24 protein-coding genes and 1 tRNA gene are annotated in these 22,072 nt (G+C 67.9%); 8 read left to right on the top strand and 17 right to left on the bottom strand.

The annotated features are described in order from the left end of the window. The first annotated feature begins 13 nt into the window (after nucleotides 1-13). Both ACWEVP_RS06095 and ACWEVP_RS06090 read left to right on the top strand, forming a co-directional pair. The gene (locus ACWEVP_RS06095; protein WP_452061530.1) at nucleotides 14-670 is read left to right on the top strand and encodes a DUF3566 domain-containing protein; all 657 of its coding nucleotides are present in this window, start codon (nucleotides 14-16) and stop codon (nucleotides 668-670) included. 49 nt (nucleotides 671-719) lie between these two features. Next, nucleotides 720-793 (top strand) — tRNA-Ile (locus tag ACWEVP_RS06090). A gap of 72 nt (nucleotides 794-865) precedes the next feature. Here the strand turns inward: ACWEVP_RS06090 and ACWEVP_RS06085 are convergent. Both ACWEVP_RS06085 and ACWEVP_RS06080 read right to left on the bottom strand, forming a co-directional pair. Next, on the bottom strand, nucleotides 866-2,437 hold the full coding sequence (locus tag ACWEVP_RS06085; protein ID WP_452061529.1) for a pentapeptide repeat-containing protein: 1,572 nt from the start codon (nucleotides 2,435-2,437) through the stop codon (nucleotides 866-868). A gap of 100 nt (nucleotides 2,438-2,537) precedes the next feature. Next, complete coding sequence (locus ACWEVP_RS06080; RefSeq protein ID WP_452061528.1) at nucleotides 2,538-2,831, bottom strand: hypothetical protein; 294 nt, start codon at nucleotides 2,829-2,831, stop codon at nucleotides 2,538-2,540. 142 nt (nucleotides 2,832-2,973) lie between these two features. Here ACWEVP_RS06080 and ACWEVP_RS06075 point away from each other — a divergent pair, with 142 nt between their 5' ends. Further along, nucleotides 2,974-3,399 (top strand): hypothetical protein, encoded by a 426-nt coding sequence (locus ACWEVP_RS06075; protein WP_452061527.1) that lies wholly within the window; start codon nucleotides 2,974-2,976, stop codon nucleotides 3,397-3,399. Nucleotides 3,400-3,494: 95 nt separating this feature from the next. Here the strand turns inward: ACWEVP_RS06075 and ACWEVP_RS06070 are convergent, their stop codons facing one another. From ACWEVP_RS06070 to ACWEVP_RS06035, 8 genes are all read right to left on the bottom strand, one after another. Continuing rightward, complete coding sequence (locus ACWEVP_RS06070; protein ID WP_452061526.1) at nucleotides 3,495-4,610, bottom strand: site-specific integrase; 1,116 nt, start codon at nucleotides 4,608-4,610, stop codon at nucleotides 3,495-3,497. A 54-nt stretch (nucleotides 4,611-4,664) separates the two neighbouring features. Further along, nucleotides 4,665-4,895, bottom strand: a complete 231-nt coding sequence (locus ACWEVP_RS06065) for a helix-turn-helix domain-containing protein (RefSeq protein WP_247059664.1) — start codon at nucleotides 4,893-4,895, stop codon at nucleotides 4,665-4,667. Next, entirely contained in the window at nucleotides 4,892-6,448 is a 1,557-nt protein-coding gene (locus ACWEVP_RS06060; RefSeq protein ID WP_452061525.1) for a DUF3631 domain-containing protein, read from the bottom strand. The genes ACWEVP_RS06065 and ACWEVP_RS06060 overlap by 4 nt, the downstream gene beginning before the upstream one ends. Beyond that, a complete protein-coding gene (locus ACWEVP_RS06055) occupies nucleotides 6,448-6,978 on the bottom strand; it encodes a hypothetical protein (RefSeq protein WP_354908773.1) in 531 nt (176 codons plus the stop codon). Before ACWEVP_RS06055 ends, ACWEVP_RS06060 begins: the two co-directional genes overlap by 1 nt. 29 nt (nucleotides 6,979-7,007) lie before the next feature. Beyond that, nucleotides 7,008-7,292: a hypothetical protein gene (locus ACWEVP_RS06050; protein WP_452061524.1), complete on the bottom strand. Its 285-nt coding sequence runs from the start codon at nucleotides 7,290-7,292 to the stop codon at nucleotides 7,008-7,010. A gap of 137 nt (nucleotides 7,293-7,429) precedes the next feature. Next, nucleotides 7,430-9,601 carry a cell division protein FtsK gene (locus ACWEVP_RS06045; RefSeq protein ID WP_452061523.1) on the bottom strand — a complete coding sequence of 724 codons (2,172 nt, stop codon included), beginning with the start codon at nucleotides 9,599-9,601 and terminating at the stop codon, nucleotides 7,430-7,432. After that, nucleotides 9,601-10,389: an ABC transporter permease gene (locus tag ACWEVP_RS06040; RefSeq protein WP_452061522.1), complete on the bottom strand. Its 789-nt coding sequence runs from the start codon at nucleotides 10,387-10,389 to the stop codon at nucleotides 9,601-9,603. The genes ACWEVP_RS06045 and ACWEVP_RS06040 overlap by 1 nt, the downstream gene beginning before the upstream one ends. A 91-nt stretch (nucleotides 10,390-10,480) precedes the next feature. Further along, nucleotides 10,481-10,714, bottom strand: a complete 234-nt coding sequence (locus ACWEVP_RS06035) for a hypothetical protein (protein ID WP_452061521.1) — start codon at nucleotides 10,712-10,714, stop codon at nucleotides 10,481-10,483. A 143-nt stretch (nucleotides 10,715-10,857) separates the two neighbouring features. Between ACWEVP_RS06035 and ACWEVP_RS06030 the strand changes: the two genes are divergently transcribed. Continuing rightward, on the top strand, nucleotides 10,858-11,211 hold the full coding sequence (locus ACWEVP_RS06030) for a GntR family transcriptional regulator (RefSeq protein ID WP_452061520.1): 354 nt from the start codon (nucleotides 10,858-10,860) through the stop codon (nucleotides 11,209-11,211). Here ACWEVP_RS06030 and ACWEVP_RS06025 read toward each other — a convergent pair. Further along, nucleotides 11,208-11,408 carry a hypothetical protein gene (locus tag ACWEVP_RS06025; protein ID WP_452061519.1) on the bottom strand — a complete coding sequence of 67 codons (201 nt, stop codon included), beginning with the start codon at nucleotides 11,406-11,408 and terminating at the stop codon, nucleotides 11,208-11,210. The genes ACWEVP_RS06030 and ACWEVP_RS06025 overlap by 4 nt on opposite strands. A 183-nt stretch (nucleotides 11,409-11,591) precedes the next feature. Between ACWEVP_RS06025 and ACWEVP_RS06020 the strand changes: the two genes are divergently transcribed. Then, complete coding sequence (locus ACWEVP_RS06020) at nucleotides 11,592-13,007, top strand: hypothetical protein (protein WP_452061518.1); 1,416 nt, start codon at nucleotides 11,592-11,594, stop codon at nucleotides 13,005-13,007. Here ACWEVP_RS06020 and ACWEVP_RS06015 read toward each other — a convergent pair. The 5 genes from ACWEVP_RS06015 to ACWEVP_RS05995 form a co-directional block, all read right to left on the bottom strand. Next, entirely contained in the window at nucleotides 12,966-13,862 is an 897-nt protein-coding gene (locus ACWEVP_RS06015) for a phosphotransferase enzyme family protein (RefSeq protein WP_452061517.1), read from the bottom strand. The genes ACWEVP_RS06020 and ACWEVP_RS06015 overlap by 42 nt on opposite strands. 127 nt (nucleotides 13,863-13,989) lie before the next feature. Then, complete coding sequence (locus tag ACWEVP_RS06010; RefSeq protein WP_452061516.1) at nucleotides 13,990-14,784, bottom strand: helix-turn-helix domain-containing protein; 795 nt, start codon at nucleotides 14,782-14,784, stop codon at nucleotides 13,990-13,992. Then, nucleotides 14,781-15,047, bottom strand: a complete 267-nt coding sequence (locus tag ACWEVP_RS06005) for a hypothetical protein (RefSeq protein WP_452061515.1) — start codon at nucleotides 15,045-15,047, stop codon at nucleotides 14,781-14,783. The genes ACWEVP_RS06010 and ACWEVP_RS06005 overlap by 4 nt, the downstream gene beginning before the upstream one ends. Beyond that, on the bottom strand, nucleotides 15,034-15,330 hold the full coding sequence (locus ACWEVP_RS06000; RefSeq protein WP_452061514.1) for a hypothetical protein: 297 nt from the start codon (nucleotides 15,328-15,330) through the stop codon (nucleotides 15,034-15,036). The genes ACWEVP_RS06005 and ACWEVP_RS06000 overlap by 14 nt, the downstream gene beginning before the upstream one ends. After that, a complete protein-coding gene (locus ACWEVP_RS05995; protein ID WP_452061513.1) occupies nucleotides 15,327-15,524 on the bottom strand; it encodes a hypothetical protein in 198 nt (65 codons plus the stop codon). The genes ACWEVP_RS06000 and ACWEVP_RS05995 overlap by 4 nt, the downstream gene beginning before the upstream one ends. A gap of 309 nt (nucleotides 15,525-15,833) precedes the next feature. On the opposite strand from ACWEVP_RS05995, the gene ACWEVP_RS05990 reads away from it, so the two are divergent. Further along, nucleotides 15,834-16,985, top strand: coding sequence for a helix-turn-helix domain-containing protein (locus tag ACWEVP_RS05990; RefSeq protein ID WP_452061512.1), 1,152 nt, complete (start codon nucleotides 15,834-15,836; stop codon nucleotides 16,983-16,985). A gap of 94 nt (nucleotides 16,986-17,079) precedes the next feature. On the opposite strand, the gene ACWEVP_RS05985 is transcribed toward ACWEVP_RS05990, so the two are convergent. Next, complete coding sequence (locus ACWEVP_RS05985; RefSeq protein WP_452061511.1) at nucleotides 17,080-17,613, bottom strand: hypothetical protein; 534 nt, start codon at nucleotides 17,611-17,613, stop codon at nucleotides 17,080-17,082. Nucleotides 17,614-17,808: 195 nt separating this feature from the next. Between ACWEVP_RS05985 and ACWEVP_RS05980 the strand changes: the two genes are divergently transcribed. Together ACWEVP_RS05980 and ACWEVP_RS05975 are read left to right on the top strand one after the other, a co-directional pair. Continuing rightward, the gene (locus tag ACWEVP_RS05980; protein WP_452061510.1) at nucleotides 17,809-18,141 is read left to right on the top strand and encodes a CU044_2847 family protein; all 333 of its coding nucleotides are present in this window, start codon (nucleotides 17,809-17,811) and stop codon (nucleotides 18,139-18,141) included. Nucleotides 18,142-18,145: 4 nt separating this feature from the next. Further along, the coding region (locus tag ACWEVP_RS05975; RefSeq protein WP_452061509.1) for a tetratricopeptide repeat protein at nucleotides 18,146-22,072 on the top strand (3,927 nt) is incomplete at its 3' end.

Raw genomic sequence — 22,072 nt, 5'->3', positions numbered from 1 at the left:
GGACTGACTCTTCGTGACACCATCCGAGAATCCCGAGGCAGCGGGTTCGAACGGGACTCCGGCGAGCCCGCCCTGGCAGCGGGTCGGCAAGGACGGCGACTCCGAAGCGACGGTCAAGCTGGCCACGGAGGACGCACTCCCGGCCGGGGAGACCCAACCGGTCTCCCCGGACCAGCGACCGGTGGTGACGGGCAGCGCGGCCCCCAAGCTGTTCGGCGACACCCCACCCTCGGGTTCGCCCGAGGTTCCCTCGGCCTCGGCCCAGCGAGCGCGCCCGAGCGCGCTGCGCAGGCCAGGCCGCGGTCCCCGCCGGGCCTCGCTGCAGGTGAAGCGGTTCGACCCGTGGTCGGTGCTGAAGCTGTCCCTGGTACTGGGCGTGGCGATGTTCTTCGTCTGGCTGGTGGCGGTCGGCGTCCTGTACACGGTGCTCGACGGAATGGGCGTCTGGGACAAGCTGAACGGAACGTACTCGTCCCTGGTGGGCGGCGAGGGCGCCAACGCGTCCTCGGAACCCCTGATCAGCGCGGGCCGCGTGTTCGGCATCGCAGCCATCCTGGGCGCGATCAACATCGTGCTGGTCTCGGCACTGGCCACGGTGAGCGCGTTCATCTACAACGTGTCGGCGGACCTCGCCGGAGGCCTGGAAGTCACGCTGTCGGAGCGAGAGTAACCCGGTTGCAGGGCCCCTCCGGGGGTCCTGTAAAGTTCTCCTCGTTCAAGGGCCTATAGCTCAGGCGGTTAGAGCGCTTCGCTGATAACGAAGAGGTCCCAGGTTCAAGTCCTGGTAGGCCCACGCAGGTCAAAGCCCGGTTCGCGTCTAGCGGACCGGGCTTTTGCGTGACCTGGGTGACTAAGCGGGTGACTGTCATCCCGTGGCGGCGGTCTCGTCGGCAGTGACCTGAGCCCCGCGCTCGTCCACGATGATGCCTGCAACGGTCTTACCGTCTGACGAGCAGCAGGTGAGGATGACATCGGTGAATGAAGTCCTCGCGGCGAGTTGCCGATCTATCGTCTGCGGAACGCCGGTGAAGAGTGTGTTCTTGAACGAGGCTTCGCCTGTGAAGGTTGTGTCCTTGAACGAGGCTTCGGCGGTGAAGGTTGTGTTCTTGAACGTGGCTTTGCCGGTGAAGGTCGCGCTCCTGAATACAGCTTTGCCGGTGAAGGTCGCGCCGCCGAACGAAGCCTCGTCGACGAAAGTCACGCCGCCGAACCAGGCGTTGTGGACGAAGATCGCGTTGCTAAACGAGGCCTCGGCGGTGAAGATCGCGCGGTCGAATGAGGCAAAGCTGATGAAGGTCGCGCCATCGAACCAGGCAGTCTCGGTGAAAGTCACACCCCTGAATGCGACGTGGTCGGTGAAGGTCGCGTCGTCGAACGAGGCAGAGCTGGTGAAGGTCGCGCCGCCGAACCAGGCGGTCTCGGTGAAGGTGACGTTGTCGAATGACGCTTCGTCGGTGAAGGTCGCGTAGTCGAACGAAGTGAAGCAGCTGAAGGTCGCGTTGTTGAACGAGGCTTCGCCGGTGAAGGTCGCGTCGACGAACGAGGCTCCCTCGACGAAGGTTGCGCCACTAAAACGGCCGTTCCGTACTCGGCAGTTCATCAGGGTGAAGTCGATGAGGCGGGCGTTGGTCAGGTCGAGGTCGATGTCGTCCCAGAACTTCCGCCGGTTCTGCGGGTCCAAGTGGTCAGCGACTATGCGCTGGCCGGCAAGCCGGACTTCACGTTCCTGGGTCCGCTCCTGTTGTTCCGCATCGTCGGTCGCCGGTGCGGGGCTTGGCGGCGTATAGGGCATGCGCAGGTAGGCGCAGATGACGTTGACGATGCTCTGTCGCTGTCCGGGATTGTTGTGGGCGAGCCGTTCGAGAGCGTAGAGGCCGGCCAGGCGCACAGGCGCCTCAGTTGAGCCGAGCTGGTCGGCGGCCTTGGTGTACAGCTCGGTGACATTCTTTTCTGTCGCGTCGCTCTCGCTGTGCCACTGCCGCCGCACGGCCAGCAGGAGCGCGAAGATGCCCGTGGTGCCGGCGCCGATGCCGAGCCCGGTCTTGATCGCGTCGACCTTTGCTGCCGCCTTTGTGTCCGCGCTGGTCGCCTTGCCGGCCTCGTCAAGCAGCCAGTTGGTAGCGACCCATGCCACGACGACCACCGCGATCGTGGCGGTGACGACGACCCACCAGCTCATCCCCGAAGCCCGGGTCCGCGGCGCCCGCTGCCCGCGCAGCCGCCACCCAGCGGCGGCCAGCCCCGCCACAGCAACAGCGAGCAGAGCCAGCGGAACAACGTGCGGACGCGCCCACCGGCCTAGCGCCAGCCAGTCCACCCACCCGAACAGCACCGTCATCGCGGTTAGCAGCGCGGCCCCGCTGAGCACGAGCGCGCCGCGCGCCGACGTCCAGTCCAGCTCGGGCAGGCGTGGCAGCGTTGGCTTCCACTTCGTCACGCACGGTGAGTCGCCGTTGACCGACTCGGCGCTACATCAAAGACTCGGCAAGGCCCGTCGAGGCACCTTGGGCGGCCCCCGCGGCTGGAATCGAGACCGGTCACGAACGCTTACCGACCAGTGCATGGAGGCCCGCTGCGGCACTCAGTCCGGCCACGACAGCGGCGGCCAAGCCCACGACGAAACCGACAGCGACTCCCCACCCTGCCCCGGCACTCGTCGCGCTCGCGAGCCCAGCTGGGATGCCCGCGGCCAGGCCACCGAGGAACCCGACGATCGCGGCGACGATGAAGATCACCAGCGCGCGGACCGAGATCAACGGCTCGTGCTGGTCCCGTGGTTGGTCACGTTCGTGATCATCCTTCGCATCACGAGCGTGTTGCTCTAGGGTCATACCTGTCCTCTTCTGCTACCTGCTGAACATGGACGAGACGGCTCCCGGTGACGCGGGGGCCGTCGCCTTTTGAGCGGCGGCTGCCGTCGGGTGCTAAGCGAAGCACACGGACCCCCACGAAACGTCAATTACAATTGACCAGGTGGATCGGCGATGGACCTACGTCTCGCCAGACGACGAGGAGTACTGGCCGGAAGGCGCGGTGAGCGATGCGGGGTTTCAGCTTCGCCTCGCCGTCAACCGGCTTCTGGATGACGTGATCGTTGAGGGCGAGGACACTCGGGACCCGCTGAACGTGATCCGGGCCTTGCGATGGCTCGAACGTTCGCTTGCGCTGGAGTACGCCTTCCTAGTCGCCCAGGCAAGGGTCGAAGGGGCGTCCTGGTCGGAGATCGCCAACGCCTTCAAGCTCACCAAGCAGGCGGTCCAGCAGAGATTTAGCGAGCCGATAAACAAACTTCTGCCCTACTGCACGTCGGAAGACAGGCAGGACGGGGAGGAGTTCCTGGACATGCTCGACAAGTACTACACCGGCCGTCGCAGCATCTGGGCGGATAGCGAGGACTAAAGGCGGCTTCCAGCACGGCGTGTCACCTTGCTTAGTGCAGAAGTTGAAGTGCCGGCTCGCGGTTCGCGAACCGGCACTTCAACACCTAGTGGCGACTAAGCCGCCGAATCCGGGAAGATCGCGTCCATCGCTTTCGCGCCATCCTGGATCACCGGTCGCAGTTGGTGTCGGTAGACCGACTCGGTCACTTTCGTGTCCGAGTGTCCAACCAGTCGCGAGATCTCCTCGATGGTGAGCCCGCTGTCGGAGAGCAGCGACACAAAGCTGTGGCGCAACTCGCGCGGCGTCCAGTCCTTCGGTTCGAGGCCAGCGAGCTTCAGGATTCGCCGGAAGCCGCGCCGGACGTTGGCCGCGTCGAGCTGTGTCCCGACGTCCGACGCGAACACGATCCCGAGTTCTTGCCACCGGTCGCCGGCCGAGTCGCGTTGACGCTTCTGACGGAGCTTCTGGCGCTCCAGCGCGTCGACCGCCCGACCGGGAAGCGCGAGCGAACGCCGTGACTTCTTGGTCTTCGTGTCCCCACCCGCCCGTACCGACCGCCACACGTTGACGTGCGGAGGAATCGGCGGCTCCGCCTCCAGCTTCCCGATTACGTCGACCTCCGGCCACGCCAGCGGGCGCGCCTCCTCGGTCCGCGCGCCGGTCAGCAGCGAAACCACCGTGTAGTCGCCGTACGTGGAGTCCTCCGCCTCCGCGGCGGCGAGCACCGCTACCGCCTGCGCGAAGGTCAGCGACTTCGACGGCCGTCCGTCGCGGCCAACCGGCAGCTCGTCACACAGCAGGACCACGTTTCGGATGCCCTTGGTCCGCTTCGCCGCGCGGTTGATCGCGCGCCGGAGGATCGAACGAAGGTCCTGAAGCGTGCGCGTCGCCAGAACCTCTGCCTTCTCCTCCAGCCAGGCGTCGACATCATCAGCGGTCAGTTCCTTCGACTGCTTCGGGTCCAGCAGCAGACGCGCACCAAGCGAGGGGACGATGTGCGTCTCGGCCAGGATCGTCAGCTTCTCAACGGTCGCGGCGGTGCGACCGTTGAGGCCGTGCCGCAGCCAGTCTCGAACCGCCTTCTCGACCGTGAGCCCGCGGACCGCAGCGGCGGTGCCCTCCTTCTTGCGCTCGACGAGCCGGTCGAGGGCAGCCTTCGCCTCCGTCTTCGTCTTGCCGCTGGCCTTGCGCGTGATGCGCTTCCCGTTCGGCCGGTAACCGATCGTCATTCCGCGATCCAGCGCTGTCGGTCCTCGGACCAGTACAGGCCGCCGTCTCCGCGGCTACGCCGACTCGCCATAGCTGACCTCCGCTTCCTTCATCAGCAACTCGACGTACTGCTGGATGGCGACGGCCGGCACAAGGCGGGCGCGTCCCTGCTTGACCGAGCGCAGACGCCCCGAGCGAAGCTGCTCGTAGATGACCGAGCGGCTCATCGACAGCAGGCGCATCGCTTCGGTGATCCGGTAGAGGTGCCGTTCAGGCACTGCGACCGGCATGGGTACGGCGTTCATCGATCCCCCTCGTTGTCGTGGTCCGGCTTGGTGGGCGCGACGTCCGCGACCTCCGCGACCGGGCTGGTCAGCTCGGGTGCGAGCGGCTGTTGGGTGCCGCGACCGTCCGCGACCCCAGTTGCGGAGGTCGCGGCACCGGCCGACGACTCCGCGGCGTCTGATCGGGCTCCGACCTGCGGGGTTGCGCTGGTCGCGGAGGTCGCGCCCGTTTCGAGCGGCGGCAGGTAGCGGCTCCAGGCGTCGGCCAGCCCGCCGTCGCCGTCGATGCGGTAGCCCTTGAGGGTCTTGCCGCTGACCTTCAGGTCCTTGGGCCGGACCAGGTACCGGTCGAGTTCCTTCGCCAGGCGGCGGCTGTCGAGCGGCTTGCCCTGCACGTCGGTCCACGGTCCGTCTTCGATGGCGTGCAGTTCGCGGATCAGCTCGGCGGTGACCATGCGGTCGGTGTTCTCCGAGGCGAAGATCTGCCGGACGTCGGCCAGCAGCCGCACGCCGATCGAGGCCGGTTGCGCGGTTGCTTCGAGCACGAAATGACGGCACGCCCGACGAGCGGTGTCCGGCCAGTGCCCACCGGCCGCGTCCGCGATCGCCAGCAGCGGCCGCCAGATCTCCGCAGCCCGATCGCGCACGCCGTCCGGGCGTTCCGGCCGCGCGCGGCTCACCTCGTCGCCGACGCGGCCGACCCACTCCGCCAGCTCGGCGCGCACGGGCGCCGACTCGCGTTCGACGTCCTCTTCGATGAACTCCTCGACGGCTTCATCGAATCGGCGTTTGCGCATGTGCACGGTGATCGCCCGGGTGGTGATCGTGTCCGGCATTCCGCCAGCGATCCCGGCGAGCGCGACCGGCGCGTACACCGGGAACCGCGTGACGTTCATACTCTTGGCGTCGCCGACGCACCGCGTCACCGTCGCCGACCGCTTGTAGCCCGCGTTCAGCAGCGCACGGAGGTCCTCGTTGTTCCCGCCCGTCTTCGGGTTGAACACCGCGTCGATCTCGTCGAACAGCAGCGTCATCGGCCCGTCAGCGAGCATGCGGAAGATCGCGGCCGGCGTGATGCTGATGGTCATCTCCGGCTTTGCCACGAGGTACTGCGCGACTTCTAGCACGCGCGTCTTGCCGCTGCTCGGCTCCGCCGAGTCGAGGATCAGCCTGGGCGTGACATAGAGCCGTTCTGCTACGTGGGTGTGGGCGTACCAGAGCGCCAGCGTCGGCGCCGCGTGTTCGTTGGCGAATGCGGAGAACCGCGACACGAACGTCACGACTGTGTCGAGAACCTCGTGACCCGGCTTCGCGAAGGCCCCGGTCGGGGCCGGCCCGAGCCACGTCAGCGGGTTGACCGGCGCGGCCTTCGGCAGCTCGCTCGGCTGGGCGCCGCAGTCGTCGGCGGGCGTGGCCGCGATGTGGCGGCCACGCCAGACACGCTGGCAGTTCTCCGAGCAGAAGTCGCCGGACGGCGAGTCACCGCGCGGCCGGCCGCACTGCTGGCAGTTCGGTGCCGGCTCGTTGGAGATCACGAAGTCGATCACGGACAAGGTGTCGTCGAATCCGGACATCACGCGGCCACCTCCAGGCGTGCGGTCGGTTCGTCGTCGCCTCCGGCCTCGCAGTAGCGCCGCCACAGGTCATCGAGCCGCTCGGTGTCGTCGAGCTGGTGGCGGAGGACGTCCGTCGGCGAGTCGTCTTCGACGGCTTGCACCAGGCGGGCCGCGTGCTCCCGGACGGCGCGGCGGTAGGCGTTCTTCAGCACGACGGCCTTGAGCCAGGCGCCGTAGTACGGCGGCGGCAGGATCGGGCCGTCGGTGTAGGTCTCGACGATCCAGAGGCCGAGGCTGTGCAGGCGGTGCGCGCCGCCGGACCGCGGTTCGGTCGCTGTCCGCTCGCGGGCGTGGTCCATCACGGCCATCGGTGTCGGTGCGTGGCCCGCGCCGGTCAGCTCGATGACCAGCTGGAGGACGCGGGCGGCGATCGGCGAGCCGAAGTCGTCGGCGCGCATGCCTGCGAGCAGTCGCCGGGCCCCGGTCAGCCGGACCTGCATCACGCAGCCCAGGAACTGACGCTCGGGGTCGAGCAATGTGGTCTTCATGGGGGTGGCCTTTCGATTTGGGCTGCGCGTCAGCGGCTGTTGTCGCGGCGGTCGCGGTCGCGAAGATCGCGGTACGACCGGCAGGCGCGGAGGCAGGAGTTGTAGGCGCGGCGGCCGGCGCGGAGCGTGCGGCCGGTGCCGTTGCACCGGCGGCAGAGCCGGATCGCGCGGAGCAATGGCGAGCGGAAAGCGCCAAAGCCCCGGCAGGAGCGGCACGGCTTGTACGGGTAGACCGCGCACGACCAGGCGTAGCCGAGGGTGACGATCGCGAGAAGGAGTAGGAGCAGGATGGTCGGGTTGCTGAGGGGGTTCAACGGAGCCTCCGGGGCTTTTTTGGCCGCACTCGGCCCGCGCCTCTAGGTGCTAGGGCGCTGATCAGCTGTGTTGTGGTGGTCTAGGGAGGGCTCTAGGTCTAGAGGGACGAGGCTCTAGACCTAGAGCCCTGCGGGAGCTATCCGCTCTTGCGGTTCCGATCACGCTCGGTCAGTGCGTCGGCGATCCATTCGCGCTTGACGCCCATCCGGTTGGCGCCCTTGCCGGTGTCGACGTCGTTGCCCCACACCTGCTTGGTGGTGATCCCGAGCGGCTTCAACGCGGTGGAGAGCTGGGTTGCCTTCGCCGCCCCGGTGGGCAGTTCGGCCCACGGGCCGTAGACCGCCGGCCGCAGCTCGGCGAGCCGGTCGACGATGCGTTCCGACCACGCCTTCTCGGCGTCGCCGATCGCAGTCAGCACGTCGGCGAGCAAGGTGCTCGTGTCCTCGTCCTCCTCGGGCGTGAGGTCGAGGCCGGCGGCGTAGCCGGTCAGCCGTCCGGCCGCCAGCCGCGCGGTTCGTGCGCGAGCGGCGATCCTCTCGGCGTCCGGGCCGTCGATGTACACGCCGCGGGTGATGCGCGGCTCGTCGCCCTCGCCGGCCAGGTAACCGATGCCCTTGTCCCGAAAGGACAACGTCGTGGCCCGGATGCCGTTGCGGTACGACGAGGTGCCGAGCACCATGTCGTTGGCCTGCTGGCCGGTGACCTTGAGGCAGAACCGCATCACCGCGTTGTCGCTGATCGCTGTCGGGATGCTCTTCGCGTCCGGCCGCTGCGTCGCCAGGATGATCACGATGCCCAGCGCCGGGCCGCGCTTCACGAGGTCGGTGCAGACCTCCTCGATCTCCGCGCCGTACTGCGGGTGCTCGAACCACTTCTGGCACTCGTCGACGCCGATCACGATCGGGTGCAGGCCGAGGGACTTCTTGTCGGCCAGTTCCGGCGTGACTTTGTTCTCCGGGCACAGGTCCTTCGGCAGTTCCCGGATCACCTTCGCGCGCCGCCGCAGCTCGTCGGCGAGCGCCCGCAGATCGGCGACGGCGTACGCGATGTCTTCCGGCTCGTCGCCGGCGCGGTACCGGTGCGACACCGGCGCCAGCGGCGAGAGGTCGCCGGTTCCCTTGAGGTCGAACGAGTGCAGCTCGGCCCTCGGGTCCAGCGCGGCGATCAGCAGCAGCTCTCGCAGCGTGAACGTCTTGCCCATCCGCGGGATCGCGCCGATGACCATCGAGATGAACATCAGCGTGATGTCGACCCACCGGCCGCGCTGGTCGGTGCCGAACGGTTGCGGTTTGAACAGGTCCACGGTGCCGGGCTTCCGCAGCGGCCAAGTTGCCTGTCGCGACTTGGACAGGTCCTGATCGCCGACCCACAGGACCATCCGCCCGGGGTGAACCTCGGCGTTGCCCTCCGGCCAGACGCAGCCGAGGGGACGGCCAAGGCCAGACGCGAGCTTCGCGCGCCGCTCGACCACTTCGGACACCGTGACGCCCGGCGGAAGGTCGACGTCGGCGCGCCAGCCGGGGCCGTCGCGGGTGATCGGCGCCGTGAACCCGATTGCGTTCGGGTTCTTGGTGAGGGCCTGGTTGATGCCCGCGATGCCGAGCACCGACAGCGCCTGAACGACGTTGTCACTCGTGAGCTTCTGGACCTGCGTGGACAGGACGGCGCGAGAGGACACCACCGGGTTGTCCCGGGTGGACCCGAGCTTTCCGAGCAGTCCTACCGCGATGGCGCCGCAGGCCCAGATCACCCACTCCGGCAGGACGTTGGGCAGCGTGAACACCAGGACCAGGCCGACCGTCGACACGAGACCGAGCTGGATCAGGCGGAGGACGACTCGCCGGTCTCGCTGCTGCGACAGCTTCAGGTAGAGGTCGGCCTTGTCGGCCGTGGCCGTCTCCGAGCGGGCCGGACGCCCCTCGGCGTCGGTCACGTATCGGCCGGTTGCCGCCAGTAGGAGGAGAAGGCCACGGGGGGAGCGCACCGCGAGCCGAAGCGCGTAGAGCGGTGACCGGGCCGCGTGGTAGCCGGCCTTGTGCGCGTAGTGCTTCCCCACCCACTTCGCGGCGTCCTTCGCGTCGGCCGTCGACTTGAGGTAGCTGGGGATGATCGCCTGGCGATGCTGTGAGCGGAGGCGGTCCAGCCACGACGAGCCGTCCGTGACCGGGCGGTCCACCGGAACAGCCGGCGACTGCTCCGCGGTTTCGTCGCCAGGCTCGGCGTCGATGACGAACGGGTCGGCCTCGACGGGCGTCGTGCTGGGGAACGCGATCACGCGGCCGCCGTGCGGTTCGTTGGTGGTGCTCATCAGTCGTTCACCTCCTGGTCGGTGGTGTCGCGTACGAGGTGTGCGAGGGCAGCGCCGCAGCCGAGGACGACCACCGGCAGGCAGGAGACGAGCGTGGTCACCGGCCAGGGAGCGCGTTCGACGTCCGCCGCGGACATCAGGTGATAGGCGACCTGGCCGACCATCCCGAGGACGAGCGAGCCCAGGGCGGACCACTTCGCGAAGCTGCGGACTCGGTGGGTCCGGGTCGCCGGGGACAGCCAGACCCGCAGGGCGAATGCCGCGTAGGTCTCGACCCCGATGGGGAGTGTGATCGCCGAATTGATCGTCAGGTGGTCCCAGATTCCCGGCAGGAGCTGGATCGGGCCGAACCCGGTCAGCCTGCCGAGACCGACCCAGCCGCTCCAGACGGCGACGAACGCCGGCAGGGCCAGGAGGAGCACCGGCCACAGCTTGATCCGCTGCACCTTCTCCGGCGTCGCACCCGGGTCTGCGGTGACGTTGACCTGCGGCTCTGAGTTATCCGAGGCCGGTTCGTCCGAGGTCTCGGACTCCTGATCCGGTTCCTCTACTTCGGCGGGTTCCGTCACCGCGTGCAGCTTCCGCACGGGCTTGGTGTCGGCCTCCTCGTTCAGCGCGGCGAGGATGGCGCGGGCTTTCGGCGCACCCACCTTGAACTCGGTCATGATCCGGTTCCGGGAGGGGCACTCGCCCAGGTCCGCGGCGAACTCGCGGACACGGGGCAGCAGGTCGGTGACCGAAGGCGGGTACGCGCTTCGGGTGTTCGTAGGCGTGTCGAGCCCTACCATGGGTGTTCTCCTGACTGGCTTGGAAGTGGTTGGGAGAAGCCCGGTCCGGCGGGTGGTTCTTGGCGGTTCCGTGCGCCGGGCCGGGGCGGCTTCAAGCGGCCGCGCCGGGGCTGTCCGACCGGCCCCGGAGGGCCGAGCTGACGTTCTGGCGGCTGATGCGCCGGACGTGTCGACGCGTGGCGGCCCGATCCGTGCTCGGGGCCAGGCTGGTGCTCGCCGCTTCCTGGTCGTGAGCCGTCACGAAGTACTCGGCGATCATCGCGTCGATGTCCGACTCGGTCAGTCCGTCCGGCGCGTAGCTGAGCAAAGGGATGAGGTCATCCATTGGTGTGAACTCCAACGACTTGTAGGTCTCCCGCTCGGGAGCGGCCGGTGGCGGCCGGCACTCAACGTAAGTCCTGTCTATTAACTCTGTCAACTGACATGGAAGAACTGACTTAGCCAACTGACTTGGCCTACGCTGGTGGTATGGCATCCCTGAACCCGGACGACCCGCGTGCGCCGTTCTTGCAAGTAGCCGGCGGTCTCCGGGCCGCGATCCTGTCGGGGGAGTACGCCCCCGGGGCGCAGCTGCCGACCTACCAGGAACTGGCCGATTCCTGGGGGGTGGCGGTGAACACGGCCAAGAGCGCCGTTGCTCACCTCAGGGAAGAGGGCCTGGTGGTGATCCGGCACGGCAAGGGCTCGTTCGTTCGTACCCAGCCGGCCGAAGGTGACTCCGCGACTCGCCCTGAGGCCTCAGGGGACGAGCGGGTGTGGCAGGCCATTGCCGAGATCAGGAAGCGTCTCGGCGAGATCGAGCGGAAGCTGGGGGAGAACTAGCCGAACAGGGCGCGGAGGAACTGCACGACGCCGTCGATCACCGCGCCGATGCCGTGTGCGGCTCCGCTGGCCCAGTTCGCCGAGTCGGCCGGGTACTTGACGATCAGCACGACGACCGCGAGTCCGATGACCAGGCCGATCGCCTTGCCGACCAGGCCGCCCCCGCTCTTCATAACCGGGAAGTTGTTCTTCGCCATCACGGTCTCCTTTCGTTCTGCGACGGCCTGGAGGCCGGTCCGGATCGGGGTTTTCGATCCGGCGTTGTCGCTGATGAATTCAGGAAACCGCGCGGGGGCGGGGGTGCAGCAGTGTGCACGCGGGGGTGCATTTCTGCACGTGGGGGGTGCACGGGGGGTGCTTAATGACCTTCGGAGGTACCGGTGGTCGACAAGGGGAAGCAGCCGAATGCACTTCTAGCTGCGGTTATGCGACAGGCGGGGGCGACTAACAAGGGCTTCGCCCGCCGGGTGCGCGAACGCAGCCAGAGAGACGGCGGCGAGCTGGTCAGCGCGGACCACGTGTCGGTCAAGCGCTGGCTCGACGGCACGAAGCCGCACCCGCGCACCTGCCAGCTGATCGCCGGCGTTCTCGGCGAGCTGCTCGGCCGGCCTGTCGGCCTGGAAGAGATCGGCTTTGGCGGAGCGGCCGAGACCACCTCGGACGACGTCGGTCTGGAGTACCCGGAGGAGATCGCACACAGCCTGGTCGCGCTGGGCGCGATCACCGAACTCGAGCTGCGGACGCCAAAGCGGGTCGGTCCACTGGCCGTCGTACCGGAGGCATGGAGCGGCCTACTCGTGCGGTGGCTGACCGACTCCGACGACGAAGGATCGCGGCCGCCATCCGAGCCACGCTCGATCACCCTTGTGGACGTCGAGGCGGTTCGCGAGGCAACCGCGATGTTCAGCAGCTTCGACTACAAGTACGGCGGGGGCCGGCCGAAGTCGCTCGTCGCCTCGTTCCTCGACCAGGAGATCTTGCCGAACATCAAGCACGTGTCCCCGCAAGACCCAGTAGGCCGGGAGTACTTCCGGGAGGTCGCTGCCCTGACGCGGCTCGCCGGTTGGACGGCCTACGACACGGGTGCGCACGGACTCGCGCAGCGGTACCTCACGCAGGCGTTCCGTTTGGCGAAGGCGGCCGGCGACAAGGCGCTGTGCGGCCGAATCCTCGCGGGCATGTCGCACCAGGCGAACTTCCTCGGGCATTTCCAGCGAGCGGTCGACCTGGCGCGAGCGGCGTACAAGGGTGCGAACGGCTACGCCACTCCGACCACGATGGCACTGTTCCACGCGATGGAAGCGAGGGCGCTTGCGTCGCTCGGCAGGGCAGAGGACGTCACAGCCGCGCTGCTCACGGCTGAACGGTGGCACTGCCAGGGCATCCGGGAGAACGACCCCGAGTGGATCCACTACTTCGACGAAGCCGAGCTACACGCCGAGTTCGCGCACTGCTTCCGCGACATCGGGAACGCCGAGTTGGCGAACCACCACGCGGCCGCGTCGATCGCAGCCTCGGAGTCGACCTACGTGCGGAGCCTCTCGTTCTGCCGGACCGTGCTGGCCACATCCCACCTGCAAGGCGGGAACCTCGAAGAGGCGTTGGACGTGGCCAGGTCGGTCGTCGAGACCGCGGCGAAGCTGAAGTCGTTCCGGGTGATCTCGTACCTCGACGACTTCCGCGGACGCCTGGGCGGACATGCCAGCGACCCGTTGGTGAAGGAGTTCATCGACTTCGCCAACATCCACCTGCCGTCAGAAAACCTTCCAGTGTCGGGGCGCCTGGTCGTCGCGTAGGTCGCTGATCCGCTTCTCGACCTCGGCTTTGACCTCGGCGGACTCGTCGACGGTCTGCGAGAGCCACATGGTCATGTTCAGCTCGCGGGTAGCCCTGACCACGGGGAACCCCTCCCAGCTGATCGGATCGAACCCGTACGCCTCGGTGTACGAGTCGTACTCGGCTTCGGTGGCCCAGCCGAACGCCTGGTGGCGTACCGAGAGCACGGCCGCGTCCCACTCGCGCGGGCCGTACGCGAAGTCCTCGAAGTCGATCAGGTTCAGCGTCCCGTCGGGGGAGCGCATGATGTTCCCGGGGTGCGCGTCGCCGTGCACGGGGCCGGCGGGAAGCGGGAACTCAAGGGCTTGGAACTTCTCGGAGAGTTCCTCGTACCGCTCGCGCAGGAAATCGAGGTCAGCCTCGGGGAGCTTGCCCTTCAGGGCTTGCAGCCGCGGTTCAACCTTCGGCATCGGGGAGAACGCCGGCAGGCGGAAGTCCTTCGGATGGGGGAGCGCGTGGAGGTCGTGAAGCAGCTTCCCGAACTCGGCCGGAGTGATCGGCGTGTCGTCCTCTTCCAGGCAGCTCCAGAAGGTGACGGGTAGGCCGTCCTCGACGAAGGGCTGTTCGTTGCCGTCGAGCACCGTTGCGGCGGGGAACCGGTTCTCGGCAAGCCACCCAGCGACGAGCACTTCCTTCGTGGCGGCCGGGATGGAGCGGCCGACGCGCACCACGGCTGAGCCATCGGCCAGGCGGTAGATGGCGTTCTCCCCGAACCGGACTCGTTTCGCGCCGGTCGCGTCCAGCTCGGCGAAGGCGCACGCTGCCTCGAAGACAGCTTGTGTCCGCTCCGTCGTGAAAGCCTTCGTCGATGTCATCAGACTCCTCTATCGGGGTGCCTTGGCCAGGCTAGAGCTTCGGCAGGAACGTGTGCTCGGCGAATCGGGGCGGTGAGGCCCAGCCGGCGCGCCGCCTGGAGGGAGGACAGGACGCGCCGACCGGGGCTTAGGGCCACGCGTTCTCCGTGGCGTGGCGTCGTAGTGCTCGGGCGGCGTTCTCGTAGGTGGTCAAGGCGGCTTGGTGGGTGGAGTAGACGGCGCCGTGGTGGTGGCGCAGTGCGACGGCGAGGGCGCCGGTGCGGCGTTCGTAGAGGGTGAACGGTTCGACCAGGCCGGGCGGGCAGTCGGCGGCGGGGACGATCCGCACGCCGATCCGCGGCTTTCTCGCCCAGGTGCGCAACTGGTCGAGCTGATCGCGGAGGACATCGGCGGTGCAAGCGTCGGGACGCGTGGCGACCTCGCCGATCAGGAAGGTGTGCGGCGGGCCCGGCTCGTCGGACAAGGCGACCTGACGTGCGGTGCGGAGAAGACAGCCCACATCGGCGTCCTCGGCGTCCAGCAGGCCGGTGTCCCGCAAGGCGCAGGCGTACTCGGAGGTCTGCAGGACGTCGGGGATGAGGGTCGGTGACCACTCGGTCACGCGGGTGGATCGCTGTTCGAAGGCGGTGCGCAGATAGTTCTCGGCGCGTCCGGTGCGGTCGATCAGGTCGGGGTCGTGGGACCGGCGGGCCAGGTCGATGAGGTGTTCGCGCACGTGTTGTGGTGCTCGCAGGACCCCGAGGATGTGGGCCACGATCGTGTCCTGTGGCGTGCGGTGGCCGAGTTCGAAGCTGGACAGTACGGCGGGGTAGATGCCGATCATGTCGGCGAGTCGACGCAGGCCGATGCCGCGTTCGTTGCGGGCTTCGCGCAGGCCGCCGGCCAGGGCGATGACGGCTGGTCGGAGTGCAGTTTCGGTCACGGTTCAGACCGCTCCGTTCGGTCGTGGGTTTCTGTGTCGGGGGCGTTGAGCAGGGCAGATGGATCGAGTTCGGTGCCGTCGAGTTCGCCGGCGCGGCGGGTGAGGGCAACGCCGATGTGGACGAGTTGGCGGCCGAGGGTGCGCAACTCCGCGGCATAGGCTGCGTCGTTCGGCTGGAGGGTCAGCAGCTCGACCGTCACGCTTCCGATCTTGGAGTTGACCTTCGAGAGCGCGGCGAGCAGCTCGCGGTCACGAGCGTGCATGTGGCACTCCGATCCGCCGGTGCTCGTTCTGGGCTGCGCAGACGGGGCAGATCCGGCCCGGCCTGGGGATCACCCGGCGGCGGCTGATGCTGGGGCGGTCGTGTTCCAGCGGGAAGCGGACGTCGGTCAGGCACCAGGGCAACAGCATGATGAGCCGCGGGTTGGCCATCTGCGAGTGCAGGTACAGGTGAGCCCACCCGTCGCCCCCGGTGAACTCGTGCCACTCCCAAAAGTCCAGGTGCGAGCTGGCGCCCATCATCGGGCCGACGTCCAAGGCGGTCATCGAAGCCCCCGCTCGACGTCGAACGCCCGGACCGCGGCGGCAGCCTGCTCCCAGTCGGCATCGGTCATGTCCGCGTGCTTCTGCGGATGCCGGCAGGTATCAAGGTCGATCTCGTTGAGCCGCTGACCACCTGAGTTGAACAGCGACGCACCACACCAGAACGTCGGTCGGTCGTCGAAGTGCTCCGCGGTCATGGCGCCTTGCACCCCCGAGCTGTGCGAGCGTCGCGCAGCGAGACAGTCAGGGCGTCACCCAGCTGGTTCCGAAGTTGCGCGGCCGCCTCGGCGGTGAACAGGATTGGTTCGCCCGGGGGCGTCGAGCTGGTCAGCGCGATCCGATCGTCATCCCGTACCTCGACCTCGACGTGTGCCGGACCGCCGAGCTGGTCGGCACCCTCGGTGCTCTGTCGCGTACGTCGTCGATCACGCATAGTTAGTGACCGTACAAAGGTGCAGGTCACAAACGTTTCCTGCTGGGAAACCCAAGTCTGTACCCTGAGGCGCATGGACTCGATCGGCATCACGATCCGCCGGCTTCGCCGTTGGCGTGGCCTGTCCCTCGAACAGCTCGCCGGCCTGTCCGGCCTGTCGAAGGGCTACTTGTCCAAGATCGAGAACGAACGCACGGCGATCGACAAGCGCTCAACCCTGGTCGCGATCGCCGGCGCGCTCCGCGTCAGCCTCTCCGACATCACCGGCGACGGGCTGGAGATCCGCGACCCGCAGGCCGACTCCGCCATCCCCGCGATTCGCGACGCCCTGCTGAGCACCGACCTCGACGGCACCGAGCCGCCGATCGGCGACCTTGCCCAGCTGCTGTCCGAGACGCAGCTGGTCGCAGCCCTGCGGCAGGCGAACCAAGACGCTGAGGTCGGCGCTCGGCTCCCCGAGCTGTTGCTAGCGCTGCACACCCATGTCGACAAGCCGGACGCACTCCGCTCGCTCGTCACCGCTACCCACACCACGGCGCTGCTCACGAAGGGGCTCGGCGCGTTCGAGCTGGCCTGGATCGCCGCCGACCGCGGCCACGAGGCGGCGCAGCGGCTCGGCGAACCCGGCTGGATCGCCCTCGCCGAGTTCGCACGCACGCAGGCCCTGTCCGGCCTCGGCGCGCACAAGCGAGCCTCCAAGCTCGCCGAACGCGCCCTGGACTACGTGCCGGCCGACGCCTACGACGTCCGCGGCGCACTCACCCTCACCACCGGCTACACCGAATCCGTCCTGGGCGGCGACGCGACCGCGGCGCTCGACGAAGCCGCCGGCCTGGCCGAGCACGTCGAGTACGGCAACCGGAACTTCCTGCTTTTCAGCCCGGCCAACGTCGTGCTCTGGCGCATCTCATCGGCCCTCGAACGCGGCGACCACGCCGAGGCTGCCCGGCTAGCCGCGACCGTCGACCCGGCCGAGCTCACCATCGACTCGCGCCGCACCACGTTCCTCATCGAGCACGCTCGCGCGCTCTACGGCATCCGCCGCCCTGACGAGGAGGTGTTGGCTCTGCTGGTTAAGGCCGAAAAACTGGGACACATCCGAACCCGAACGAATCCCTTCGTCCGGGAGATCATCTCCACGATGCTTGCACGCGCTCGACGCGAAGGCGTAGCTCGTGAGGTGCGCGGCATGGCCGACCGGATGGGCTTGATCAAAACTGCTTAGTTCGTCTGTGCAGGCGACCCTCTGTCCCTGCAGTTCAGCGCATCTAATCCGTCGTTAAATGGAAGCCGGCTTTATCGTCTATACCGGTCGAGCACTACAGAAGGCAGGTCGGAGAGCTCTCCAGCTCGGAAAACCACCGGTCGCATCGGTCGAGAGTCTTGCCTGTGTTCTGACCTTCCAAGTGGGTCCGGTACATGTTTTCCCCTGTCTCGTCGATGTGCTTCGGGTCCGGCGGCGGCAGCTCGCTTACCTTTCGCCAGCGCATCCCGACGGACAGACTGAAGATTCCTTTTCCGCCACCGAAGAACGGTGTTTGGTCTTCGTCGACGGTGACTGGTAGTTGGTGGGCGTGTCGGTTGCGTGCCCAACGCACGCCTCGAATTACAGCACCGTAGGGGTCTCGGTCCCGAGCGCTCTGGTATGACTGGCTGTAAAGCGTCACGAGTTGATCGTTGATCGCAATCACCCACATGGCGGCCTCGACTACTGTGGTGTAAGCGTGGTCGACGTCGCGGACGGCCCTCGCCTCGTGATGACGAGACTTGGCATCTCGGAATCCGACAAGAGCAAGCCGGAGTCGTCTGATGTCTTCGGGACCAGGCTTTTCCTTCTCGACGAGGATGATCATCTACGGCCCACCTTCGGGGTACCTGCAAGCGCGGTCATGGCGGCCGCCGTGCTCCACGTGAGGTCGCAACGGATGACGAAGCCATTACAGGTGAGCTGCGAGGCTTATCTTGCAGTCTGATCCCGTTAGGCACCGTGAGTAACGGAGTTGGTGTGGGGTGCGACTGTGTGACGTGGTCTGAAGGAGGGAATTGCGGTGGCTGGTCAGATTGTGCCGATGCGGTTTGGCGGGGTTGAGGTGCTGGTGGCGACGGTGCCGGTGGCCGGGTCCGAGCCGACGTCGAGGCTGGGTGATGCGGGTGCGAAGGCGGTGGATGCGTTCGGTCGGGCGCACGAGGTGATCGTGGGCGCGGCGGCATCGGCGGTCGAGGTGCTGGGGAAGCTCGCTGCGGAGGCGGCGCGTCCGGACAAGCTGGAGGTCGAATTCGGTTTGGGTTTTTCGGCGAAGGGCAACGTGATCGTCGCGGGCGGGTCGGTGGACGCGACGTTGAAGGTGAAGCTGACATACGAGCCCAAGCCAGCGGAGTAGCGCCATGCCGACGGATCCGCGTATTCCCGCTTATCTGGGCCGGGTGCTGACGGCCGAGGGCGCGCCGGCCGGGACGTGTTTCCAGGTTGCCCCGGGCGTTCTGGTCACGGCCTGGCACGTGCTCGACGATCTCGGCTGCACCGGCGATGGTGACGCGGTCGACGTGGATGCCCTCAACGGGGCCACGCAAGCGATGACGGCGCAGGTAGTGCGGTTTGATCCGTTGCACGATCTGGCGGTGCTGCGAGCCGAAACGTCGTTGTCCGGGTCGGTGGCGGGGTGGTTCGCGACCGACTGGGTGCCGCTCACCGATCCGATCGTCGTCACTGGAGTCTCCGAAGTGGACGATCCTGGTCACGAGGTGCACTATCTCGACGCGCCGGGCGTGTGGGCGGGTGGGACGACGCGGGACCGGCAGGTGCCGCTCGGGCGGTTGTCGGCGAAAGACGTGATGAAGGGGATGAGCGGCGCTCCGGTCCGGCGGATCGCCGGTGACGATCGGGTGGTCGGGGTGGTGTCGGCCCGGTACAACTCGGCTGATGGCTGGCTGGAGCATTCGGTGTGGGTGGCCCGCACCGAGGATCTGCAGAACCTGCTCGCCGGCGTCATCGAGGTGACGGTCGAGGGTGCGCCGGATCTGGGCGCAGCGGTGGATCTGGTCCTGTCGGTGACCGACACGGACGTGCGGCTGTCCGGCCCGGCCACCGACGTGACGGCGCCACACCGCGGGGTCAGTCCGGCACTGGTGGCCGCATTGAGCGATGCACGCCGGGCCCGGGCACGCGCCGGCGCCCCCGGCCGCACGATCGCCCCGGACGCCGAACGGACCGAGTCGGTGGGTGAGGTGTCCCTGCGCCGCGCCGGCCAGATGCTGGCGGAGTCGTTCCTGCCCGGGCCCGTCGCGGACGCGCTGGAGAAGGTGCTGCGGCGGGCCACCGCGCAGCACTTGCCGGTGCGGATCGGCATCGACGCACCAGGCTGGACGCAACTGCCGTGGGAGGCGATCCCGGACCCGCTGACGTCGCGTCCGTTGGCGCTGTGCCCGCTGGTCACGGTGTTCCGCCGGGTGACGGCACCGAAAGTGCGGACCGTGCCGGGGCCGTTGCGGATCCTGGTCGCGATCTCCGCGCCGGAGCGTGGCGGCGGCCCGCTACTGGACTATGAACGGGAGCTGCGCAATGTGGTAGCCGCGGTCCGCGGCGCTCGCGCGGGCGACGCGGACGTGCGTGTGGTGCCCTTCGCGACGACCGCGGCGATCCGGGCCGCGCTGGACGAAGCCCCCGCCCACGTGCTGCACCTGTCGTGTCACGGCGGCCCCGGGAAGCTGGACCTCGAGGATAAGGACGGCTCTGCCCGGGCGGTGACCGCGGCGGAGCTGGTGGCCGAAGCGATCCCTCCGGGGACGATGCCGCCGGTGGTGTGCTTGGCAGCCTGCTACAGCGACGTGCCTGGCGAGGAAGGCGCGCCGTCGTTGGCGGCGAGCCTGGTCGAGCACGGTGCGAGCGTGGTGATCGGGACCGAAACCTCGGTGACCGACTGGTACGCCACCGCGTTGTTCGCGCGCGTCTACCAGGAGCTGGCCCAGTCCGCGGTCCCCGACGTGGTCGCGGCGGTCGCCGACGCTCGCCGGGTCGTGCAGTTGCAGCTCGCCTCGTCCACGCATCCGCGGGAGAGCCGGCTGGCCGGGCTGGACGAGTGGAGCATCGTCACCGTCCTGGCCGGGGCAGGATCGACGGTGGTGTTCGATCCGGCAGTCCGTGAGCCGGTGCCGGTGCGGGGTCGCACGTCTGTGGCCGGGTTGCTGGGGCGTGGTGACGGTGAATTCGTCGGACGGCGCCGTGAGCAACGGGCACTGCCTGCGGCATTGACCGGAGGCGAGGTCAGCGGCGTTGTCCTGCACGGCATTGGTGGCGTCGGCAAGACCACGTTGGCGGCCGAGCTGGTCGGGCACCTGCGGTTCCCGGTGTACGCCGTCTGCCAGGGCGAATTATCAGTGGATAGCGTGCTTACCGAGGTGACGGGTGCCCTGCGCCGCCACCTCGCGGTGGAGGGCGGTCACGAACAACTGTTGCGCGCTGTCAACTACTGCTCACGGCTCGACGAGTCGTGGCGTGACCGATTCACCGTGTTGCGCGAGCAGGTCCTCGGTGTCGTGCCGGTGCTGGTGGTGCTCGACAACTTCGAAGACAACCTCACCGACCGCCGGGTCAGCGAGGGCACTCTTGCCGAGCTGCTGGCCCTGTGGGCATCGGATCCGGGCGGGAGCCGGCTGCTGATCACCTCGCGTTATCCGTTCACTCTGCCCGGCGATGCGCAGCACAGTCTGCGGTTCTCGCTGGTGGGGCCGATGTCGATGGCCGAGACGTTCAAGCTGATCTGGTCGCTACCGGCACTGGACCGGCTCAGCGACGCCGAAATCGACCAGGTGTGGCGGCTGGTCGGCGGGCATCCCCGCAGCCTCGAATATCTCGATGCTCTCCTCAACCACGGGCACGCCCGCTACCACGACGTCACCCAACGCCTCACCACCGCGATCAAAGCCCAGCCCGACGCCCACGCCGCTCTGACCGCCGACACCCTCGACGCCGCGCTCGCCCAGACCTTGACCCTGATCGCCGACGATGTCCTGCTCGACGAACTCCTACAGACCCTCGACGGGCGCCCCGGGGCTCGTGAGCTGCTACTGGGCGCCTCCGTGTACCGGGAACCGGTCGGGTCGGCCGCGCTGCTGTTCCAGATCGGCGAATTCGACGACACCGCCGCCTACCAGCCGGACATCAGCGGCGCGAAACAACGCATCCTCGCCGTCCTCGAACAACACCACGTTCCCGTCGAGACCTTCACCAGCGGCCAGCTGCCCTCCGGGATCCTCGCGCAGATTCAACCCGACCTCGACGAGCTGAGGACACCGCCTCGGCCACCACGGTCGACCGCGCACGACCTGAGGGCACTGATCGAAGACCTGGCAGCGACCAGCCTGCTGACCGTCGACATAGACGAGGCCACGGTGTTCGTGCATCGCTGGACCGCCTCGGAACTTGAACGCCGCTGGCGAGACAACGACAACGAGGACCAACTGCGCCAAGCGCACCGCAACGCCGCACACTACTGGCAGTGGCGCATCCAGGTCTGGCCTCAAGACCTCGACGAGGACCTGCACGACGCTCTCGAAGCGCGCCACCACCTCATCGCAGCCCACCTCCTGAAGGATGCCGAACAAATCAGCCAAAGCATCGTTGAGCGGCTCCACGTCATCGGCGCCTGGGACCACGAATCGACGATTAGCCACCACACCCTCGACACGCTGGCACACAGCGCGGACCAACGAGCGGGGTGGCACCACCACCTCGGCATGCTCGCCCATGCCCGGGGTGAGTATGGCGAGGCGGAGCGTCGCTACACCGACTCCCTGACCATTCTCGAGGAGCTCGGCGACCGTGCCGGCATGGCCGTCAGCTACCACCAGCTCGGCATGCTCGCCCACGATCGGGGTGAGTATGGCGAGGCGGAGCGTCGCTACACCGACTCCCTGACCATTCTCGAGGAGCTCGGCGACCGCGCGCGCATGGCCGCCAGCTACCACCATCTCGGCATCCTCGCCCAGAATCGGGGTGAGTATGGCGAGGCGGAGCGTCGCTACACCGACTCCCTGACCATCAAGGAGGAGCTCGGCAACCGTGCCGGCATGGCCGCCAGCTACCACCAGCTCGGCATGCTCGCCCATGCCCGGGGTGAGTATGGCGAGGCGGAGCGTCGCTACACCGACTCCCTGACCATCGCCGAGGAGCTCGGCGACCGTGCCGGCATGGCCGTCAGCTACCACCATCTCGGCATCCTCGCCCATGCCCGGGGTGAGTATGGCGAGGCGGAGCGTCGCTACACCGACTCCCTGACCATCGCCGAGGAGCTCGGCGACCGTGCCGGCATGGCC

This window comes from Amycolatopsis sp. NPDC003865 (assembly GCF_053605345.1).
This window is presented reverse-complemented; position numbering and strand designations above follow the sequence as displayed.